General features: G+C 67.2%; 12 protein-coding genes. 2 read left to right on the forward strand and 10 right to left on the reverse strand.

Going from position 1 to position 17,422, the window contains the following annotated elements; translation table 11 throughout:
• Positions 1-23: 23 nt before the first annotated feature.
• From HC028_RS01220 to HC028_RS27235, 10 genes are all read right to left on the reverse strand, one after another.
• The gene (locus HC028_RS01220) at positions 24-1,250 is read right to left on the reverse strand and encodes an MFS transporter (RefSeq protein WP_168071832.1); all 1,227 of its coding nucleotides are present in this window, start codon (positions 1,248-1,250) and stop codon (positions 24-26) included.
• 273 nt (positions 1,251-1,523) lie between these two features.
• The gene (locus HC028_RS01225) at positions 1,524-2,339 is read right to left on the reverse strand and encodes an ABC transporter ATP-binding protein (RefSeq protein ID WP_168072217.1); all 816 of its coding nucleotides are present in this window, start codon (positions 2,337-2,339) and stop codon (positions 1,524-1,526) included.
• Position 2,340: 1 nt separating this feature from the next.
• Positions 2,341-3,261, reverse strand: coding sequence for an ABC transporter ATP-binding protein (locus tag HC028_RS01230; protein WP_168071833.1), 921 nt, complete (start codon positions 3,259-3,261; stop codon positions 2,341-2,343).
• 15 nt (positions 3,262-3,276) lie between these two features.
• A complete protein-coding gene (locus HC028_RS01235; protein ID WP_168071834.1) occupies positions 3,277-4,242 on the reverse strand; it encodes an ABC transporter permease in 966 nt (321 codons plus the stop codon).
• A 1-nt stretch (position 4,243) separates the two neighbouring features.
• Positions 4,244-5,221, reverse strand: coding sequence for an ABC transporter permease (locus HC028_RS01240; RefSeq protein ID WP_168071835.1), 978 nt, complete (start codon positions 5,219-5,221; stop codon positions 4,244-4,246).
• 209 nt (positions 5,222-5,430) lie between these two features.
• The gene (locus HC028_RS01245; protein WP_168071836.1) at positions 5,431-6,747 is read right to left on the reverse strand and encodes an NtaA/DmoA family FMN-dependent monooxygenase; all 1,317 of its coding nucleotides are present in this window, start codon (positions 6,745-6,747) and stop codon (positions 5,431-5,433) included.
• A 104-nt stretch (positions 6,748-6,851) separates the two neighbouring features.
• The gene (locus tag HC028_RS01250; RefSeq protein WP_168071837.1) at positions 6,852-8,321 is read right to left on the reverse strand and encodes an ABC transporter substrate-binding protein; all 1,470 of its coding nucleotides are present in this window, start codon (positions 8,319-8,321) and stop codon (positions 6,852-6,854) included.
• Positions 8,322-8,877: 556 nt separating this feature from the next.
• Positions 8,878-10,071, reverse strand: a complete 1,194-nt coding sequence (locus HC028_RS01255) for a flavin reductase (RefSeq protein WP_168071838.1) — start codon at positions 10,069-10,071, stop codon at positions 8,878-8,880.
• Positions 10,072-10,595: 524 nt separating this feature from the next.
• Entirely contained in the window at positions 10,596-11,366 is a 771-nt protein-coding gene (locus HC028_RS01260) for an integrase core domain-containing protein (RefSeq protein WP_239075316.1), read from the reverse strand.
• A gap of 60 nt (positions 11,367-11,426) precedes the next feature.
• Entirely contained in the window at positions 11,427-11,675 is a 249-nt protein-coding gene (locus HC028_RS27235; RefSeq protein WP_239075317.1) for a hypothetical protein, read from the reverse strand.
• A gap of 304 nt (positions 11,676-11,979) precedes the next feature.
• On the opposite strand from HC028_RS27235, the gene HC028_RS01265 reads away from it, so the two are divergent.
• Together HC028_RS01265 and HC028_RS01270 are read left to right on the forward strand one after the other, a co-directional pair.
• Positions 11,980-12,384, forward strand: coding sequence for a hypothetical protein (locus tag HC028_RS01265; protein ID WP_168071839.1), 405 nt, complete (start codon positions 11,980-11,982; stop codon positions 12,382-12,384).
• 5 nt (positions 12,385-12,389) lie between these two features.
• Positions 12,390-17,222: a DUF5724 domain-containing protein gene (locus HC028_RS01270; protein WP_168071840.1), complete on the forward strand. Its 4,833-nt coding sequence runs from the start codon at positions 12,390-12,392 to the stop codon at positions 17,220-17,222.
• The last annotated feature ends 200 nt before the right edge of the window (positions 17,223-17,422 follow it).

A 17,422-nucleotide genomic window follows, 5' to 3' on the forward strand; every position in this document is an offset into this window, starting at 1 on the left:
GACTGCGTCATTGCGGTAAGGGCCTAGGACGAAACGTGGTCCACGACAGCCGCGGTAGCGGCAGGACACGGCAGCGCCTGAGTTCTTCGCTTCGCGTTCGAGGTCACGTACGCGGCCATGATCAGGGCAGCGATCATCCCGCTCGCCGATACCGCATACCAGCTGTACGCGAGCCCGACGGTGTCGATCAGGCTGGCGACGAGCCAGGGCTGGAACGCGAACCCGGCGTACAGTCCGATGCCGACCCAGGCGCTCGCGACCCCGATGTGCCGGGCACTCGCGTTGCGGACCACGATGATCTGGGTGAGCGGCGCCATTACCAGCGCGGTGGCACCGGTGAGCACCACCGCTGTCCAGAAGACCACCGGGTGGAGGCCGACCGAGACGGCGAGCAGGGCGACCGCCACCGCCGAACTGACGCTCGCCTTGATCAGAAGAACCGGCCCGTTGTCGTACGTCAGGAAGCGCAGCCACAGCACGCGGCCGACAATGCTGGCCAGCGCGATCACGGCACCTGCGGCGCTCGCCTGGACGAACGACATCCGCAGATCCTGGTAGGCGTACAGCGGGATGTAGGCGCCGATGCTGGCGATCGCACCGCCGGAGAAGAAGCCGAACGGCACGAGCCACCACACGATCGGACGGGTCTCCTGAGGCAGGTCGGGTTCGTCAGCGGCGGCTGCGGACGGACAATCGGTTTCCGGCATGACGGGTCTGCGGATGAGCACGAACGAGAGCACTCCGAATGCCGCCATGCCCACGGCGATGACAAGGGTGAGGGCCCGCCATGAGATCCCGTGCGCGGAGAGGCCGTACACGATGCCGGCGAGCAACGCGGCCATCTGAGGGCCCATGGACTTCCAGCCGACCGACCGCACGTGTAAGGCGGCCGGTAAGTGAACCCGGACGAGCCGGTTCGTGAGTGGATTGCTCATCGCCATGATCAGCCCGGTGATGACGACGACCACGAGGAATGCGCGGGAGGTCTCGAGGAACGCGAGCGCCGCGAACGCGACTGTGGACAGCAGGATCTGGATCAGAACGAGCACGCTCGCGGAGAAACGGTCCACCACCCAGCCGGTAGGCAGCGATGCCACACCTGCCGACGCGAACATGACCGACGTCAGAATCCCCACGAACGAGGTGGAGATTCCCATCTCCTTCCCCAGCACCGGGCCGAGCGTGCCGAGCGCGTACTCGGCGAAGCAGGCAATGATCATGATGCCCGTGGCGATGACGGTCACGATCACCGCGAAACGCGACTGAAGCGATGCCCGTTGCGGCATATTTCCGACTCTTCGCACCGCTAGCTCCGCTCCGATTCGGATGACGATGGATCACTCCACCGACAGAAAGACCTACGTTCGGGCACGCCACGTACCGGCGGGCAGGGCCGGCCCGGCGATGCCCCCTTCCGGACGCCTCGGCTACGCGGCACCCGGCGGCGTCACGGGTGCCGCGCGACGTCGCTGACGAATCCGCGCGGCCGGACTCGAATCGCGGGCGCGGCCCGGAGCACGCACCTACTCCCCGAACCTGTCGGCGAGTACGAGATCCAGGTCGGGGGCTGCTGCCAAGAGGGTTTTCGTGTACTCGTGCTGCGGGTCGGCGAAGATCTGAGCGGTGGGGCCCTCTTCGACGACCTGCCCGGACTTGATGACGTACACGTAGTCCGCGACCTTCTTCACCACCGGAAGGTCGTGCGTGATGAGGATGTAACCGATTCCCAGGCGCACCCGGAGGTCGTTCATCAGCTTTAGGATTCCGGACTTGACCGAGACGTCGAGGGCGGAGACCGCCTCGTCAGCGATGATGATCCGTGGATTCGGCACGATGGCGCGCGCGATGAGGACACGCTGCCGCTGTCCACCGCTGAGCTCGTGCGGGTACCGGTCGAGGTAGGTGGTCTCCGGCTTGAGCCCGACCAGCGACAGGGTCTCGATCGCCTTCTGCTCGACGGCCTCCCGCCCCTGGGCGATGCCATGGAACCGGATGACCTCCGCCAGCGACGTACGCACGGTCTTCCTCGGGTTCAGGGAGCCCGAGGGGTCCTGCAGGACACACTGCACCGCGGCCCGGTACTGCTGCCGCTGCCGCCGGTTCATTGCCGAGATCGGGACGCCGTCGAGTTGAACGACGCCGGAGTCCGCAGGAATGAGACCGAGCAGCATGCGCGCCAGCGTGCTCTTGCCACTGCCGCTCTCACCAACGATCGCCACGAAGTCGCCCGGTTCGACGTGCACACTCGCCGAATCCACCGCGCGGACGGCGGTGCTCTTCCCTGCCAGCCGATTGGTCTTCCCGAACGTCTTCGTGACGGACTCTGCGCTCAGCCGCATGTCACGCACCCCCTCTACTCGACGACTGGCGTTCGCTGTCGGCGTACAGTTCCCCGGTCGGGCTCGAGAGGCTCCGTACGCTACGGAGCAGCCCCTGGGTGTACGCCTCCTTCGGCTCGGTGAAGACACTGTGGGTGTCACCCTCCTCGACGACCGCACCGTCGCACATCACATAGACCCGGTCGCACAGGCCGGCCACCACGGCGAGGTCGTGCGAAATCATCAGCAGCGACATACCGAGTTCGTCGACGCTTCGCTTGAGGGAGGCCAGTACGCGTGCCTGCACGGTGACGTCGAGCGCGGTGGTCGGCTCGTCCGCGATGATGAGCTCCGGCCGCTTGGCCAGCGCGATCGCGATGAGCACCCGCTGTCTCATCCCACCGCTCAGCTCGAAGGGGAACTTCCTGGCCACCTCGGCCGGCTGGGCCAGGCCGGCCAGTTCCATGAACGAGTAGACCTCGTCGCGGATCTCCTGGCGGGACGCGGAGCCCTCCCGTCTGCACGCCTCCTGCACCTGCCGGCCCACGCGCATCGTCGGGTTCAGGAAGCTCAGTGGATCCTGGAAGATCATCGACACGCGGCGGCTGCGGATGTCCCGCCACTCCTTCGCCGGGGCACCGATCATCTCCTTGCCCCGGAAGGTGACGGATCCCGCTACCTGTACCCGCTTCGACTCCGGGAGCAGGCCCGCGATCGTCCGGCCGGTGATCGACTTACCCGATCCCGACTCCCCCACGATCCCGACGCGCTCGCCCGGCCGGATGGTCAGGTTGACCGACCGCACCGCCTGGACGCTGTCCTTCGGGCCGGTGGGAAGACGGACGGCCAGCCCCTTCACCTCGACCAGCGCACCCCCGGACGGCGCGACGCCATTCGCGGGTGAACCGCCACCCAGCGTTGAATCACTCAGCTCGACGCTCATGTCTGAGACAACCCCCTACTTCACGCGGCTCAGTGTCGGATTGAGAGTGTCGTTGAGCATGTCGCCGAGCATGTTGGTCGACAGCACGACGAGGAAGATTGCCAGGCCGGGGAAGAACGTCAGCCACCACGCGGTCTGGATGTGCGACTGAGCCGTGTTCAACAGGGCGCCCCAGCTGGGGGTGTTCGCATCGCCCAGACCCAGGAACGCGAGTCCCGACTCGAGGAGGATCGCCCGTCCGACCGTCATGGTCGTCGCGACCAGCACGGGCGGCATGGCGTTCGGAAGGACGTCGGAGAAGAAGATTCTCAGCGAACCGAACCCGACCGTCCGCGCCGACTCCACGTACCCGAGTTCCGCCACCTTCATGGACTCGACCCGGACGATTCGCGCCACCTGAGGCCACATGGTGAAACTCAGGATGAAGATGATCATCGTCATGCTGCTGCCCAGCATCGCGGCGACCACCAGCGCGAGGATGATGGCCGGCACGACCTGGAACAGCTCGGCCACCTTCATCAGCAGCGTGTCCGCGAGACCGCCGTAGTAGCCGGCGAAGCCGCCGACGACAATCGCGATCGTCAGGCACAGCACCGCGACCGAGATGCCGACGATGAGTGACACCTGGCCGCCCGCCAGGACACGGGCAAGGAGATCGCGACCGAGCGGGTCCGTCCCCATCGGATGCGCCGCGCTCGGTCCCTGGAGCACCTCGAATCGGGCGGCGTTCGGCGGGTGGGCGAAGAACGGCCCGACGAAGCAGGCAACCGCGGTCGCCACCAGGAAGGCCGCGAAGACGACGGCCATCGGCCGGCGGAAGAACCGCCGGAGCAGACTATTGCTCGTGCGCCTGGCCGCCGGCGGCGATAGGGATACGGCACCGTCTCCGGTCGCCGCAACCGCCCGCGGGGACTCGGCGTGCGCGGGGCGCTCGGCCCCGTCGCCCGTCTCGACCTGGCGTGAAGTAGGAGTTGTGGACATGTCATGCACTCCTGGCCCTGTGGAGTCGCGCCCGAACTCGTGGGTCGACGATGCCGTAGACGACGTCGGTCAAAATGTTCACGACCACAACCGTCACGGCGATGACCAGCAGCACGCCCATGACGACCATGTTTTCGCTTCGCTGAATCGACTCGTAGAGCAGCAGGCCCATGCCCGGCCAGCCGAACACCTTCTCCACCAGCACGGAACCGGCCAGGGTGAAGCCCGTGCTGTACCCGATGACGCTCACCATCGGCAGCATCGAGTTCAAAATGCCGTGACGCCACAACACCTGATTGCCCGTCAGACCCTTAGACCGCGCGGTGTCGATGTAGTCCTGGCCGAGGACCTCGATCATGCTGGACCGCATCACTCTCAGCTTGAAGGCGGTCTCGGTCACCGCCAGCGCGATCACCGGCAGGACCATGTGACGAATCGACACGCCGGTAGAGGTGTAGGACGACATGCCCTGGGCCGGCAGCCAGCCGAGCATCGACGCGAAAATCAGAATGAGCAGTAGACCGAGCCAGAAGCTGGGTACCGAGAACCCGGCGATCGCGGTGAACGACAGGGCACCGTCGACGCGGCGGGAACGGGTACGCGCCGCGATGGCACCCAGCACGATCCCGGCCACGGACGAGAGAACAAGGGCCGGCACGGTGAGGAGCAAGGTGTTTCCCAGCCGATCGACGATGAGCCCGCCGACCGACGCCTGGTTGGCGTAGGAGTAGCCCAGGTTGCCGGTCGCGACGTTGGCCACGTAGGCGATGAACCGCTCGTGAATCGGCCGGTCCAACCCGTACGCCTCGACCATGCTCGCCCGGAACTCGTCGGTCACGGGCATCTGACCGACCAGGCCTTGAATGGGGTCGCCTGGCGCCAGTTCCAGCAGCAGGAACATGATGACGACCACGCTGAAGACCAGCAGCATCGACGATGCGAGCAGTCTCAGGTAGTGGCCGACGAAAGCTATTTTCATGAGGCGCACCGTTCATCAAAGACCGCCTGGATGCCCGCAGGCGGAGAAGCACTGTTCATTCCGGATCAACCCCGCAGTTGAGCGTGTGGTGAGCTGCCGCGTCGCAGCGCATATCTGTTCGGGCTCATGTTCGGCTCCAACCGTGAATATGGCTACGACGCGTGCAGCTCAACGTCTTCCAGTTAGTCGACTGTCGACTCGAGGGTGCGTCAGACGTCCCAGGCGGGCGGGATGGGAAGACCCAGGTGCTCGCGAAGCGTCTCGCCCTCGTACTCGGTGCGGAAGTAACCCCGCTCCTGCAACTCGGGGATGAGCAGTTCGCAGATCTGCGTGACCGACTGGGGAATCGCCGGGGCGTTCAGGCTGAAGCCGTCGCACGCGCGGTTCTCAAACCAGTCGATCATCCGGTCGGCGATCTTCGACGGGGTGCCCGACAGCATCAGGTGGCCGCCGACGCTGCTGCGGTTGATCAGGATCTCCCGGAGCGTGTACTTCTCCTCGACGGCGAGGTGACGGTAGGCCATGAACCGGGTGCCGGCGTTGTCGTCGTTCTTGCCCTCGAACCGCTCCTCCGGGATCCGGTCGTCGAGGTCCACGTCGTCCAGCTTCAGGCCGTACTGGGTCGCCAGGTCGGCGCGCAGCGCGTCGAAGTCGACGAACCGCGCCAGACTGTTCTGCACGTCGCGGGCCTCGTCCTCGGTCATACCGACGTACGGGATCAGCCCCGGCAGGATCTTGGTGTGGTTGGGGTTTCTGCCCTTCGACTGGATGTTGGCCTTGTAGTCGGCGTAGTACTCGATCGCCTTCTCACGCTGCGGCTGGGCGGTGTAGATGGCCTCGGCCACCTCGGCGCCCAGGTTCAGGCCACCGGAGGACTGACCGGCCTGGACCAGCACCGGGTGCCCCTGCGGCGAACGGCGCTGGTTGATGAAGCCCGCTACCTTGAAGAACTCACCTTCGTGGTCGATCAGCCGAATCAGCTCCGGGTCGACCCAGCGACCGTTCTCCCGGTCGTTGATGACCGCCTTGTCGCTCCAGGACGTCCACAACTGCTTGACCACGTCGACGAACTCGAGGGCGCGACGGTAGCGGACCTCCTTCGCCGGCATCTCGATGCCGTAGTTCTCCTCGGCCCGGGAGGAGGTCACGATGTTCCAGCCGGCACGGCCTCCGCTCAACACGTCCAGCGCGCCCAGCTGCCGCGCCACCGTGAAGGGGTGGTTGAAGGTCGTCGAGACGGTACCGATCAGACCGATCCGGCTGGTCACCGACGCCAGCGCGGACAGTGCGGTCACCGGTTCGTACGGGCTGCCCATCTTGACGTCGCCCTCGAGAAGCGGCGCCGCGGAGATGATGTCCGCGATGAAGATCGAGTCGAGCTTCGCCCGCTCGTACGCCTGGGCGATCTCCGCGATGATCTCGAACTGACCCAGCTCCTCCGACCGGCTTCCCGGCAGACGCCAGGCACGCCAGTCGTACCCGCCCGGGAGCAGGAAGGCGCTCAGGATCATTTTCTCGTTTCGCATGGACCTGGTCCTCACTTGGTTCAAATGCGTCTGTCAGCGTCTGTGCATCTGGAGCCCCACCGGCGGGCACCGCTGATGCAGCGGTGCCCGCCGCGAAAAGACCGTTACGACTTGGACTTGATCAGTCCCCAGGACACGGGGTGACTGGTGTGGGCCTCCTCGAAGGACCAGCGGTCCTTCCGCCCGATCTGGAACTGCTGCTCGACCACGATCGGGTAGGTGTGGAGCAGTTCCTTGACCCGGCTCTCGGCCGTGGCGAACAACTCTGCCCGCTTCGCGCGGTCGGTGGTCTGGCCGGCGGCCGCGAACGCCGCGTCCAGCTGCGTGTCGCAGAGGCCGGAGGCGTTGCGGTACGGAATCTTGGTCGGGTTGCAGATGTACGCCCGCGTGACACCGAGGCTGGGGTCCTCGAACGTCGTGTAGAACACGATGGACAGGTCGTAGTCGTTCTTCTTGTACGTCCGCTCCGTCCAGACCTGGAAGTCCTCGGCGATCAGGTCGACGCCGATACCGATCTCCTCGAGGTTCGACTTGATGACGCCGGCGGCCGCGACGAGAGTGGGGTACTCGGACGGGTACGCGAGGCGGAGACGGCCGCGCTTGCCGGTGATGAAGCCCGCTTCGTCAAGCAGTTGCCCGGCGGCCTTCGGGTCGAACGGAAGCTCCTTGGTGAAGTCGACCTTGCCGTTCACCGCCCACGTCATGTCCTTCGGGATCGGTCCGCGCGCCGCGGTGGCGTAGCCGTAGTACGCCTTCTTGGCGATGGATTCACGATCCAGCGCCTGGTAGATCGCACGTCGCACGCGGGCGTCCGAGAGCATGGGATTCTGCGTGTTCACGTGCGCGGTGACCGTCGACACGCCACCGAGGTTGGGCAGGAACGCGAGGTTCTTGTTCTTCTTGAGCCGATCGTAGGAAGCCTTGTCGACGTAGGTGCCGTAGACGTAGTCGACTTCCCCGCTCTCGAGCGCAAGGAGCCGCGCGTTCGAGTCCGGCATGACCTTGAAGACGATCTTCTCCACGTCAGCCTTGTCGCCCCAGTAGTCGGGGTTACGCACGACGGTCGCCCGGTCACCCGAGACGAAGCTCTCGAACTTGAAGGGCCCGGTCCCCACCGGCTTCGAGTTGGCGGGGTGGGTCGCGAGCGGCTGCCCGTCACCGAAGATGTGCTCCGGCAGTATCCAGGTGCTGGCCAGCGCTTCGACGAATGGCGCGTAAGGAGTCTTGAACTTCACGACGACGGTGCTGTCGTCGGGCGCCGTGACTGAGTCGATGAATTTGGCGTATGCCGAGCTCTGCGGACTGAGCGGAATGTACTTGTCGAGCGTGAACTTCACATCCTTGGCCGTCAGTGGCTTGCCGTCATGCCACTTGACGCCCTTACGGATGTTGAAGGTGTACTCGGTGGCCTCTGTATTGCTGGACCACTTCTCGGCGAGTCCCGGCTTCGGCGCATAGTCGGCGTCCAGCCGCACGAGGGTTTCGTAGATCGTGCTGCCGACCAGCATGGTGCCGATCTCGGTCGTCAGGTGCCGGTTGAAATGCGGCGGGTTGGTCCCGATCGCACTGACCAAGACTTTGCTCGCCGCACCTTTCGGCTCCGTCGAACACCCCGCCAATCCGAGCGCAGATACAAGTCCTAGCGCTAAAAGTGCCCTGAGCCGTTTGCCAGACATAGGCTGCCTCTCTGTGACTCCAGTCACGTATGCGGCGTCACGCTACAGTCGACAGCGGCGGCGGGCAAGCGCTTTCCGCGGGTCTTTTTCAGCCGATCAGGCGATGCCTCGTAACACTAAGTAGCCCAATGATCACCCTCGGCACGGAATCGCTCCACCGACCGTCGCGAGGGTGGCACTCACCGCGAGCAGACCAGGATCGCCGGCGGGTGCCCTGGCCGCGGAACGGCTAGAGACATTCCACCGAGGGCCGCCGCATCCAGACGTTTCCTATCATTGGCAATGGGCGTCTGCGAGGCGTCGAAAAGGCGCGCGGGGCCGGTCTTCGCCCCGCGAATGCAGCCGGCAACTCAGAATCCGCCGGGATATGTGAATCGGCCAGATAATCCCGCGAAATCGCAATCGCCATATCAGGGCGAGGTTTCTCGTACGTGAATGCGGCCCCGTTCCAGGCCTACTTGACTCCCGACCAAGCCATCGACTTCGTCACGGCATCGGCTGCCGCCTTGAGCCGGTCGGCGTAGTGCTGGATCTCCGCGGCAGGCAGGCCTGCCGGCAGGTCCCAGAGTTGGAGAACCAGTTCGACCGCGCCCTCATGCCCGAACACCGGGGCGCTGATCAACCGGACCGCGGCCCCGGCCGGGAGGTTCAGGTCCGCAGGCTCATACAGGCCGTTCAGCCCGGCCATGAGACGCACCAGGTCACGCTCCTGCGCCGGGGTGAACCGCCCCTTGGCGAACGGATCCACGGCGACCTCGATCTCCCGGAAGACCGGCGACTGGAGCGCAACGGAGTAGCCTCGCTCGCGGGCCCGGCTCAGCCCGTCTATCAACTGGACCCGCTGCGTCTCCTCCAGCGGCGCGGGCAGCCGACGCAGCCAGTTCTCGACGGCGGAGTCATCGGCCCACGCCACGAACAACGCCCCTAGGGGCGGGACGGCGGGGACGCGGCGGCCTACCCGCTTCGGGGAAAGACCGTCCCGGGTGCGCCCCGAACTGGCGACGAAAATCAGGTCGTCCTTGACCCTGGCTTGGGCCATGCATTCGACGTTCAGCTCGTTGGCAAGCTGCTCCATCTGTGACCGGGCAAGCTCTGCGATTCGAATTGGGGCGAGCAGGTCCGCCTCCGTCGGAATCACGAGAGATGACGGAGCGAACCGCCCGTAGCCGCCTTGAAAGAAAAGGAGCGGCAAAGCGGGATTGTGTACCTGAAGGTCCTGGACCCGGCCTAGGACGATGTCGTGGTCGCCGGCCTCGGTGGTCGACTCGAGCTCACAGGCGATCCAGGCGACGGCGTTCTCCAGAATCGGTGCCCCCGAAGGCGCCGGAGTCCACGAGACATCGGCCCACTTATCCACGATACTCTTCGATGCAAAGAGCCTGCAGAGGTGCTCCTGTTCGGCAGACAAGACGTTGATGACGAACTTCTGCGTGCCGCGCAGTCGCGCATAGGTTGACGAGGACCGGTCGGGCAAGAATGCGACGAGCGGCGGGTCCAGCGAGACCGAGGTGAACGAACCGACCACCATGCCGATCGGCTCGCCGGTTTGGAGTATCGCCGTGACGACAACGACACCCGTGGGATAGTGACCTAGCACTTCCCTGAACCGAGCGTTGTCGAACGGTCTCTGCGGTGCCTGCTCGGCCATGATTTCAGTACCCTCTGTTTAGAGCCGAAACTGCATTCCAATCCGAATTCGCGGAGAGATCAACGTGGAGATGACCACGACCATAAACACGCGGCAGCGCAAGTGTCAATGAGTCTTTCCGACCTGATCGTTCCACTCAGGAGCGACACGACAGGCGCGTCAGGCATGCCGTGGACGTGGTCTCGGGCTCCCGGTAGGGCGGCATCCTGCTCTCCTTCCCAGCAGAGCAGGATGGTCGAAACCGGGGTCGTGGCACCGGATTCCGAACCGGTCGGTGAAGGGTGCCATTTCAGGGACCAAGGTATTGGTTAGCCATACGGCGTGCTTGGCAACCACGTCCTGGACGATCGGCCGGGCGGGCGTGAAGCAACAATCGGCTGCCTGGTGCGCGTGGCCCGGTCAGCTGGACGGCGTTGCACGGTATGTCGGCGTCGATCGTGACGCCGCCGCATCCGGGCGGGTGATGGAGGTCCGCACGGGAGGACGTTGCCCGGCGGGGCGCAGAGCCGGCTCGGTGATTAGGGTCAGGCCGCGCGGCGGTATTCGTGGATCAGCCGGCCGAGGACGTCGATGCGTTCGATACGAAGGTCCGGATCGGCGCACGCCTCGACAGCCCGGAGCGCACCGGCCGGTACCGGTACTTCCAGTCCGATGCCGCGGTGCGGACGAGCGGCGTTGTAATGCTCCAGATAAGCGGTGAGCACTCGCTGCAGATGCTGACGGTTCCAGATCAGTGTCCAGTCCAGACACTCGGTCCGTACGGTCCGTACCCAGCGTTCCGCGTACGCGTTCGCCCTCGGCGCCCGCCGCGGAATCTTGATCGTCTCGATACCCGCCGCAGCGAACACCGCGTCGAACCCGGCCGTGAACTTGGTGTCGCGATCACGGATCAGGAAACGGAACCGGTCGACGTGGCCGTCAAAGTCCATCAACACATTACGGGCCACCTGGCTCACCCACGCACCGGTGGGATGCGCTGTGACCCCGACCAGATGCACCCGGCGACGCTCAAGCTCGACGATAAACAGCACGTACAGCCTGGTCAGCCCCACCGTCTCCACGGTCAGGAAATCGCACGCGAGCATCCCTCCGGCCTGGGCTCGCAGGAAAGCCGTCCAACCCGGCCCGCCGCGCCGCGGTGCCGGCCCCAGCCGATGGCGACGCAGAATCCGGCGCACCGACGTCGCCGACACCCACACGCCCAGCTTGCGGCACTCCCCCACGATCAGCAGGTATCCCCATCGCGGGTTCTCCCGTGCCATCCGCACGACCAGGTCGACGACCTCCGGGTCCAACTCCCGTCGGTCTCGTCCGGTGATCGGGTAAGTCCACCGGCGGGCCACCAACTCGCGGTGTCACCGAAGCAGCGTCGCGGGCGTGACCAAAAAGACCCGCCAGCGCTCCCGTGGCAGCAACCTCGCTAACGTGGCCAACACCATCCGGTCGATCGGCGTGTAGCGCGGCCGCGCGACCTGACGCCACAACACCATCATCTGATGCCGCAGCACGGCTATCTCCACGTCCTTGGCATCTGGCGTAGGACCCAAGCTGACCAAGCTCAGAACGCGCCGAAGGATCATGAACGCCAGCGCGCGAACCATCATGACAGCCAGCCTGCCAGGAAACCGTCCTTGCTGGTCACAGCGTTGACTCTGACTTGGCACCCTTCACGCGGAGGACGAAGGTTCGCACCCGAGATGCGGGCAGCACTCCGCCTTCAGGTGTAGCCATGATCGCTGAAATGGCGGCTACCATCATCGCGGTGATCCACTTGCCGGTCGCGGCTGCATAACCGGCCGCGCTCGCGGCGGAACCGTGAGGTACAACGGGCGACACCTATCGAGCGCCGACTCACACCGGACCGACACGGGGAGCACCGTCACCAACGGGCGCAGCTGGAGGCAGTGAGTGATTGTCGAGGTCAAGGTCGTCGGGCGTCCGGGTGAAGTCGTCGACCGGGAGTTCGCGGGCCTGTCCGGTGAGGTCACGCTGCGGGCCCTGCTGACCAGCCTGGTCCGGGCAGAGATCGCCGGGTACGAATCGCGTCGGCAGGCACAGCAGCTGCTGTCGGTCCTGACGCCGGGTGACCTGGCCACCGGCCATACCAGCGGCCGGTTCGTCAGCGGCGGCCACCACACGCCACCGGCGCCCTCCGCGGATGAGGCGATCGACCGGGCATTGGAGGCGTTCACCGACGGGCTGTACTTCGTCGTGCTGGACGGCGAGCAGGTCACCGAGCTGGACGCGCGCGTGGTGGTGACGCCGTCCTCCCGACTGCGTCTGGTCCGCCTGGTCGCGCTGGCTGGTGGCTGATCGCCATGCTCAGACGTGAAGAGGCCCAGGAGCAGCTGACGGCGTTCGCCGGCGACGCGACCAAGCCGGCACTGGTAAGCCTGACCCGGCGGCTGTTCGCCGGGCCGCTGGTCAAGAAGGTGCACGAGTGGTCGAGCGACCCACGGCGCACCGGCACGCGCGCGCTGGGCCTGGAGCTCGATGGTCTAGACGACCGGCAATTGGCCCGGACGTTCGGGGCCGTGTGCCCGCCGCTCGGTGATCCGCTGGCGCGCTGGTGGCGGTGGTCGATGGTCGCGCCCTACCAGCTGGGATGGCAGCGCCGGGGATTCCGTAGCTCGAATCTGGACGACAGCCGATTCACTCGGATGGAGTCGCTGCGGCAGTTGCTTCGGCTCGGAAGGGAGTGGCCACAGGATGTCGCGTGGTTCGCGACCTGGCTGTCACACCTGCCGGGGTACCTGGAACCGTTGGCTGGCCTGCTGGCCTCCGAGATCAGCTCCGGGAGGTCCGACATCGCCGACACGCTCACGGCGAGCGCGTTCGGCCGGCATCCGATCAGCGGGATCACCACGACGGGTATCCAGGCGCTGCTGGGCTGCGACCGGCCCGAGTGCTGGGAGCCGGTGGTCACGCTGCTGCGTACGGCCGGACGGCAGGAGGGCCTGCGGTCGACGATCCTCGAGGCGACCGACCTCGCCTGCCCGGGATCGTTCCGCCGGATTCTGGACGTCGTCGTCGCCGACGGCCTGACGCGATTCGCTGGAACCGTCCGGGCGGCCGGGGTGTGGTTCGGCGAGGAGCTCACCGTGCGGACCAGCGGTCAGCTCACCACCGTATTGACCGACCTGGCGCAGTCCCTGGACTCGTCTGCCGCACCACCCCGGCCGGGTAATCCGGCGGAGACGTTCACTCGGCTGTGGGCAGCCGCGTTCGTCGATGCCCGACAAGCGATCCCGGTGGCCGCGGACCTGCTGCGGTCCACGGACGCCGGAACCCGGCGGTCCGCGGCGCGACTGCTGGCCGAGCTCGGGCTCGACGACGCCCGCGATGCGCTCCTGCCTGCGCTGGACGATCCGGACCTCTCGGTCTACGCGACGGCTGTCTCCGCCTGGCCGACCAGCCCGCACGCCCGTGACACCGACGCCACCCTCGACGACGACGCCGTCGAGGTGCTCCTGCGGCGCGTGCGTACACTCGGCAAACCGCAGCAGGTCGACACCGGTGTGATCGGCAGCCGCCTGCTGACCGTCGGCGCCGCGCACGCCGCCGACGTGATCCTGGCCAACCGGACGATCGCAGCCGCGCCGGTCGAGGCACTCGCGGCCGCGTCCGCCCAGGGACGGTGGGGCGCCGCCCACCGGCTGGCGAAGGACCCCGGCACCAACCGGGCCGCCCTGTTCGGTCTCCTGACCGACGGCTCAAGTTCGGTCCGCCGACAGGTGTTCGACGCGTTGGCCACCCTGCCGGTGATCACCCCGGACGAGGCCGGGCAACTGGAAGGGGCGCTGCGCCGCAAGAGCAGTGACCTGCGCCAGCACGCCATCACGCTGCTGCTGCGGCAACCGCCGGAGGCTGTCGCCGCCTCGGCGGCCACGCTGCGGGCCGGGACCGCCGATCAGGTACGGGCGGCCGCGGAGCTGGCCAAGCTGGCGGGCCTGTCGACTCAGCACGACGCCGTGACCGACCAAGCCTCCATCCCGGATGCCACCGTTGCCGGCAGTCCTGCGGCGGCCGACGACGAGATCCCGGTGGCGCTGCGCTACCGCGTGGCCGATCGGACCCCCGCCGTGGCACCAGCCCCGCCTCCGGCTGACCACTTCGCGCGCTACCAGCCAGGCTGCAAGCATCTCGTCAGCTCACTGCGCGCGTGGCTCGCCGAGCACTCCGATGTCGAGGTCGAGACCGGCAACGGCGTCGAACTACTGGCGAACCTGCGCTGGCTGCCACCGGCGCCCGCGGGTTCACCGCTGCCGCTGGCCCAGATCATCGGCCCATGGTGGGAGCGCACCTCCCCCACCTTGACCGATGGCGGCGTCGAGCTGTTACTCCTCCAGCTCGCCGTCCCGAGCATCAGGGAAGATTGGGCGCTGCGCGCCTCGCGCCGGGTCGTCGACCTTGGCCCAGCCGATCTGGACGCGCCCCCGCTGACCTGGCAGATCATCACCCGGCTGGCCCGCCGCGAATTCCGGCCGTCGTGGATCGACATCGCACTCGATGCGGCCAGCGCCGTCGTGCACGACCTTCCGCTCAGCAAACTGCTCGGCCCGCCCGAATCCATGAAACGCCGCGGCCGCCGGGTCGAGGTCGACCAGTGGGGTTATGTCCAGGGCGGCGACGCGCGCACCGCATTCGCTGACGTCGCGCACCTGCTGCCGCTGGCCGAACTGACACCCGAACAGCTCCGGCGGCTGTGGCAGTTGGCCCGGTATGTCGACGAGCCCGAAGGCACGCTCGACGTGTTCGACGGGCCGCGAGTCAGCGACCAGCCACCGGGGTGGGGCAAGCAGGCGGCCCAGCTGGTGCTCGACCAGCCGTGGCGGCACCATCCCTCGGTCGAGCTACTCGCCCGGGCGGTCGACGCCGGCACCGCGACCCGCGGCGACCTGCTGGACGCCCTACTGCGGCTCGGTGACGGCGACATCCGGCGCAGCGGACCCGTTCGCCACGCCGACGATCTGCCGCAGCTGACCGCACGGCGCCTTCCGGCGTGGGCACAGCCGTCGTCGGTGCAAGACGTCGTCAGCGAGGTACGGGATGCCGCCATATCCGGTGAGTTCCGCCGCGGCGACCTGCCCGTACCGCTGACGCCGATCGCGAAGCGGCTGCGTTCGGCCTACGGCATCCCGAGCGTCACCGCCGTCCTGGCAGCCCTCGGCAGGCGCCCGTTGACCCGCGGCTACAGCTGGACCGAAAGCCGGGAAAGCTCGCTGTCGCACCTGGTCCGCATCCATGCGCCGCGACCGGACGACACCGCCGAGCGGCTGTCCGCGGCGTTCGCCGCAGCCGGCATCACCCCGAGACGGGCCATCGAGTTCGGCGTGTACGCCCCACAATGGGCAGGTCTGATCGAGGCCCACCTCGGCTGGCCCGGCTTCGAGTCCGCCGTCTGGTGGGTACATGCCCACACCAAGGATGACTCCTGGGGCGTCGACCGGGAGATCCGCGACGAGTGGAACGCCGCGGTCAGCCAACGCACCCCACTCGACGCCGTCGACCTGGTCCGCGGCGCCGCCGACGTCGACTGGTTCAACGAGCTGATCACCGAGCTTGGCGTCGACCGGTTCAAGACCGTACTCGCCGCCGCGAAATACGCCTCCTCGGCGGGCGGGCACAAGCGCGCCGAACTGTTCGCGCAGGCCCTGCTCGGAAGGGTGGACGAGGCAGCGCTGCTGGAACGCATCCGCGGCAAGCGCCACCAGGACTCGGTGCGGGCTCTCGGTCTGCTACCCCTTTCCGGCCGGACCGACCCGGCACTGCTGGCCCGCTACGAGCTGATCCGCGGCTTCGTCGCCTCCGACCGCACATCCGGCTCGCAGCGCCGCGCCTCTGAGACGACCGCAGCCGAGATCGGGCTGGAGAACCTGGCCCGCACCGCCGGCTACCGGGACCCCGGCCGGCTGACCTGGGCAATGGAGGCGGAAGCCGTCCGCGACCTAGCCGCCGGCCCGGTCACCGCCCGGGACGGCGACGTGACCGTCACCCTCACGCTCGACGCTGACGGCGCACCGCAGCTGACCGTCGACCGAGCCGGCAAGACAATGAAGTCGGTACCGGCCGCGAGTGCAAAGGTGCCGGCCGTCGCCGAGCTGAAAACCCGTGTGACAACGCTGCGCCAGCAGGCCCGACGGATGCGGCGTTCGCTGGAGCAGTCCTGCGTCCGCGGGGAACGATTCAACGTCGACGAGCTCGCCGACCTGCTGCTGCATCCCGTCCTGGCACCGATGCTGCGCGACCTGGTCTTCGTCTCCGACGAGGGGGTCGTGGGCTTCGCCTCCCCGGACGCCCGGCTGCTGGTCGGCCCGGACGACGAGGAACGTCCCGTCGACGGGTCAGCGCTGCGGGTCGCGCACCCGGTGGATCTGCTCGCCTCCGGCGAATGGCCGCAACTGCAACACGCGCTGTTCACCCGCCGGCGGGTCCAACCGTTCCGGCAGCTGTTCCGCGAGCTGTACATACCGACCGCGACCGAACTCGACGACGGGCCCCGGTCACGCCGCTACAGCGGTCAGCAGATCGAGGCGCGGCAGGCCGCCGGGCTGTTCACCAGCCGCGGCTGGGTCGCCGACTTCGAGGTCGGCTTCAGCCGGACATACCACCAGGAGAAGATCACCGCCTGGTGCTCGGTACTCAACGGCCTCGGCACCGCCGCCGAGGTCGAAGACGCCGCCGTCGAGGACGTCACGTTCGTTCAGGCCGGCACCTGGAAGGTCATCCCGGTCGGCGACGTGCCGCCCCGTCTGTTCAGTGAGACGATGCGCGACCTCGACCTGGTCGTCTCCGTGGCACACGCCGGCCGCGTCGATCCGGAGACCACCGAGTCATCGATCGAGATGCGACGCCGCCTGGTCGAGGAGACCGCCGACCTGCTCGGCCTCGACAACGTCGAGGTCACCGGACATCACGCGAGAATCAAGGGCAAGCTCGGCACCTACTCGGTACAGCTCGGCTCCGGAGTCGTCCACCGCATCCCCGGCAACGCGATCTGCATCATCCCCGTGAGCGCACAGCACCGGGGACGGATCTTCCTGCCGTTCGCCGACGACGACCCCCGCACCGCTGAGGTCATCTCGAAGGTTCTGCTCCTGGCCCGCGACGACCGTATCCAAGATCCCACGATCCTTCAGCAGTTGACCTGAGCCCTAGCACCCCGTCAACACCGCGGCGACTGCGACGGTGGTCGTGCCGGAGGCTCGCACGGCGCCGCAGCAACGCTGCCACTCGGCTACGGCGCCGCCACCCACCGCGAACCTCCCCGCTCCCGCCAAGGCAGCAGCCGCGCCAAGCCGACCAGCACCGCCCGGTCGGCCCAATCGATGCCGCCGTGCCACCGCGCACA

This window comes from Planosporangium flavigriseum (assembly GCF_011947225.1).
Taxonomy (GTDB): domain Bacteria; phylum Actinomycetota; class Actinomycetes; order Mycobacteriales; family Micromonosporaceae; genus Planosporangium; species Planosporangium flavigriseum.

What these genes read in the sequence shown, in the direction of transcription:
- HC028_RS01225 (WP_168072217.1), bottom strand. Translation starts at nt 2,339, where the DNA reads ATGCGGCTGAGCGCAGAGTCCGTCACGAAGACGTTCGGGAAGACCAAT.
- HC028_RS01230 (WP_168071833.1), bottom strand. Translation starts at nt 3,261, where the DNA reads ATGAGCGTCGAGCTGAGTGATTCAACGCTGGGTGGCGGTTCACCCGCG.
- HC028_RS01235 (WP_168071834.1), bottom strand. Translation starts at nt 4,242, where the DNA reads ATGTCCACAACTCCTACTTCACGCCAGGTCGAGACGGGCGACGGGGCC.
- HC028_RS01240 (WP_168071835.1), bottom strand. Translation starts at nt 5,221, where the DNA reads ATGAAAATAGCTTTCGTCGGCCACTACCTGAGACTGCTCGCATCGTCG.
- HC028_RS01245 (WP_168071836.1), bottom strand. Translation starts at nt 6,747, where the DNA reads ATGCGAAACGAGAAAATGATCCTGAGCGCCTTCCTGCTCCCGGGCGGG.
- HC028_RS01255 (WP_168071838.1), bottom strand. Translation starts at nt 10,071, where the DNA reads ATGGCCGAGCAGGCACCGCAGAGACCGTTCGACAACGCTCGGTTCAGG.
- HC028_RS27235 (WP_239075317.1), bottom strand. Translation starts at nt 11,675, where the DNA reads ATGATGGTTCGCGCGCTGGCGTTCATGATCCTTCGGCGCGTTCTGAGC.
- HC028_RS01270 (WP_168071840.1), top strand. Translation starts at nt 12,390, where the DNA reads ATGCTCAGACGTGAAGAGGCCCAGGAGCAGCTGACGGCGTTCGCCGGC.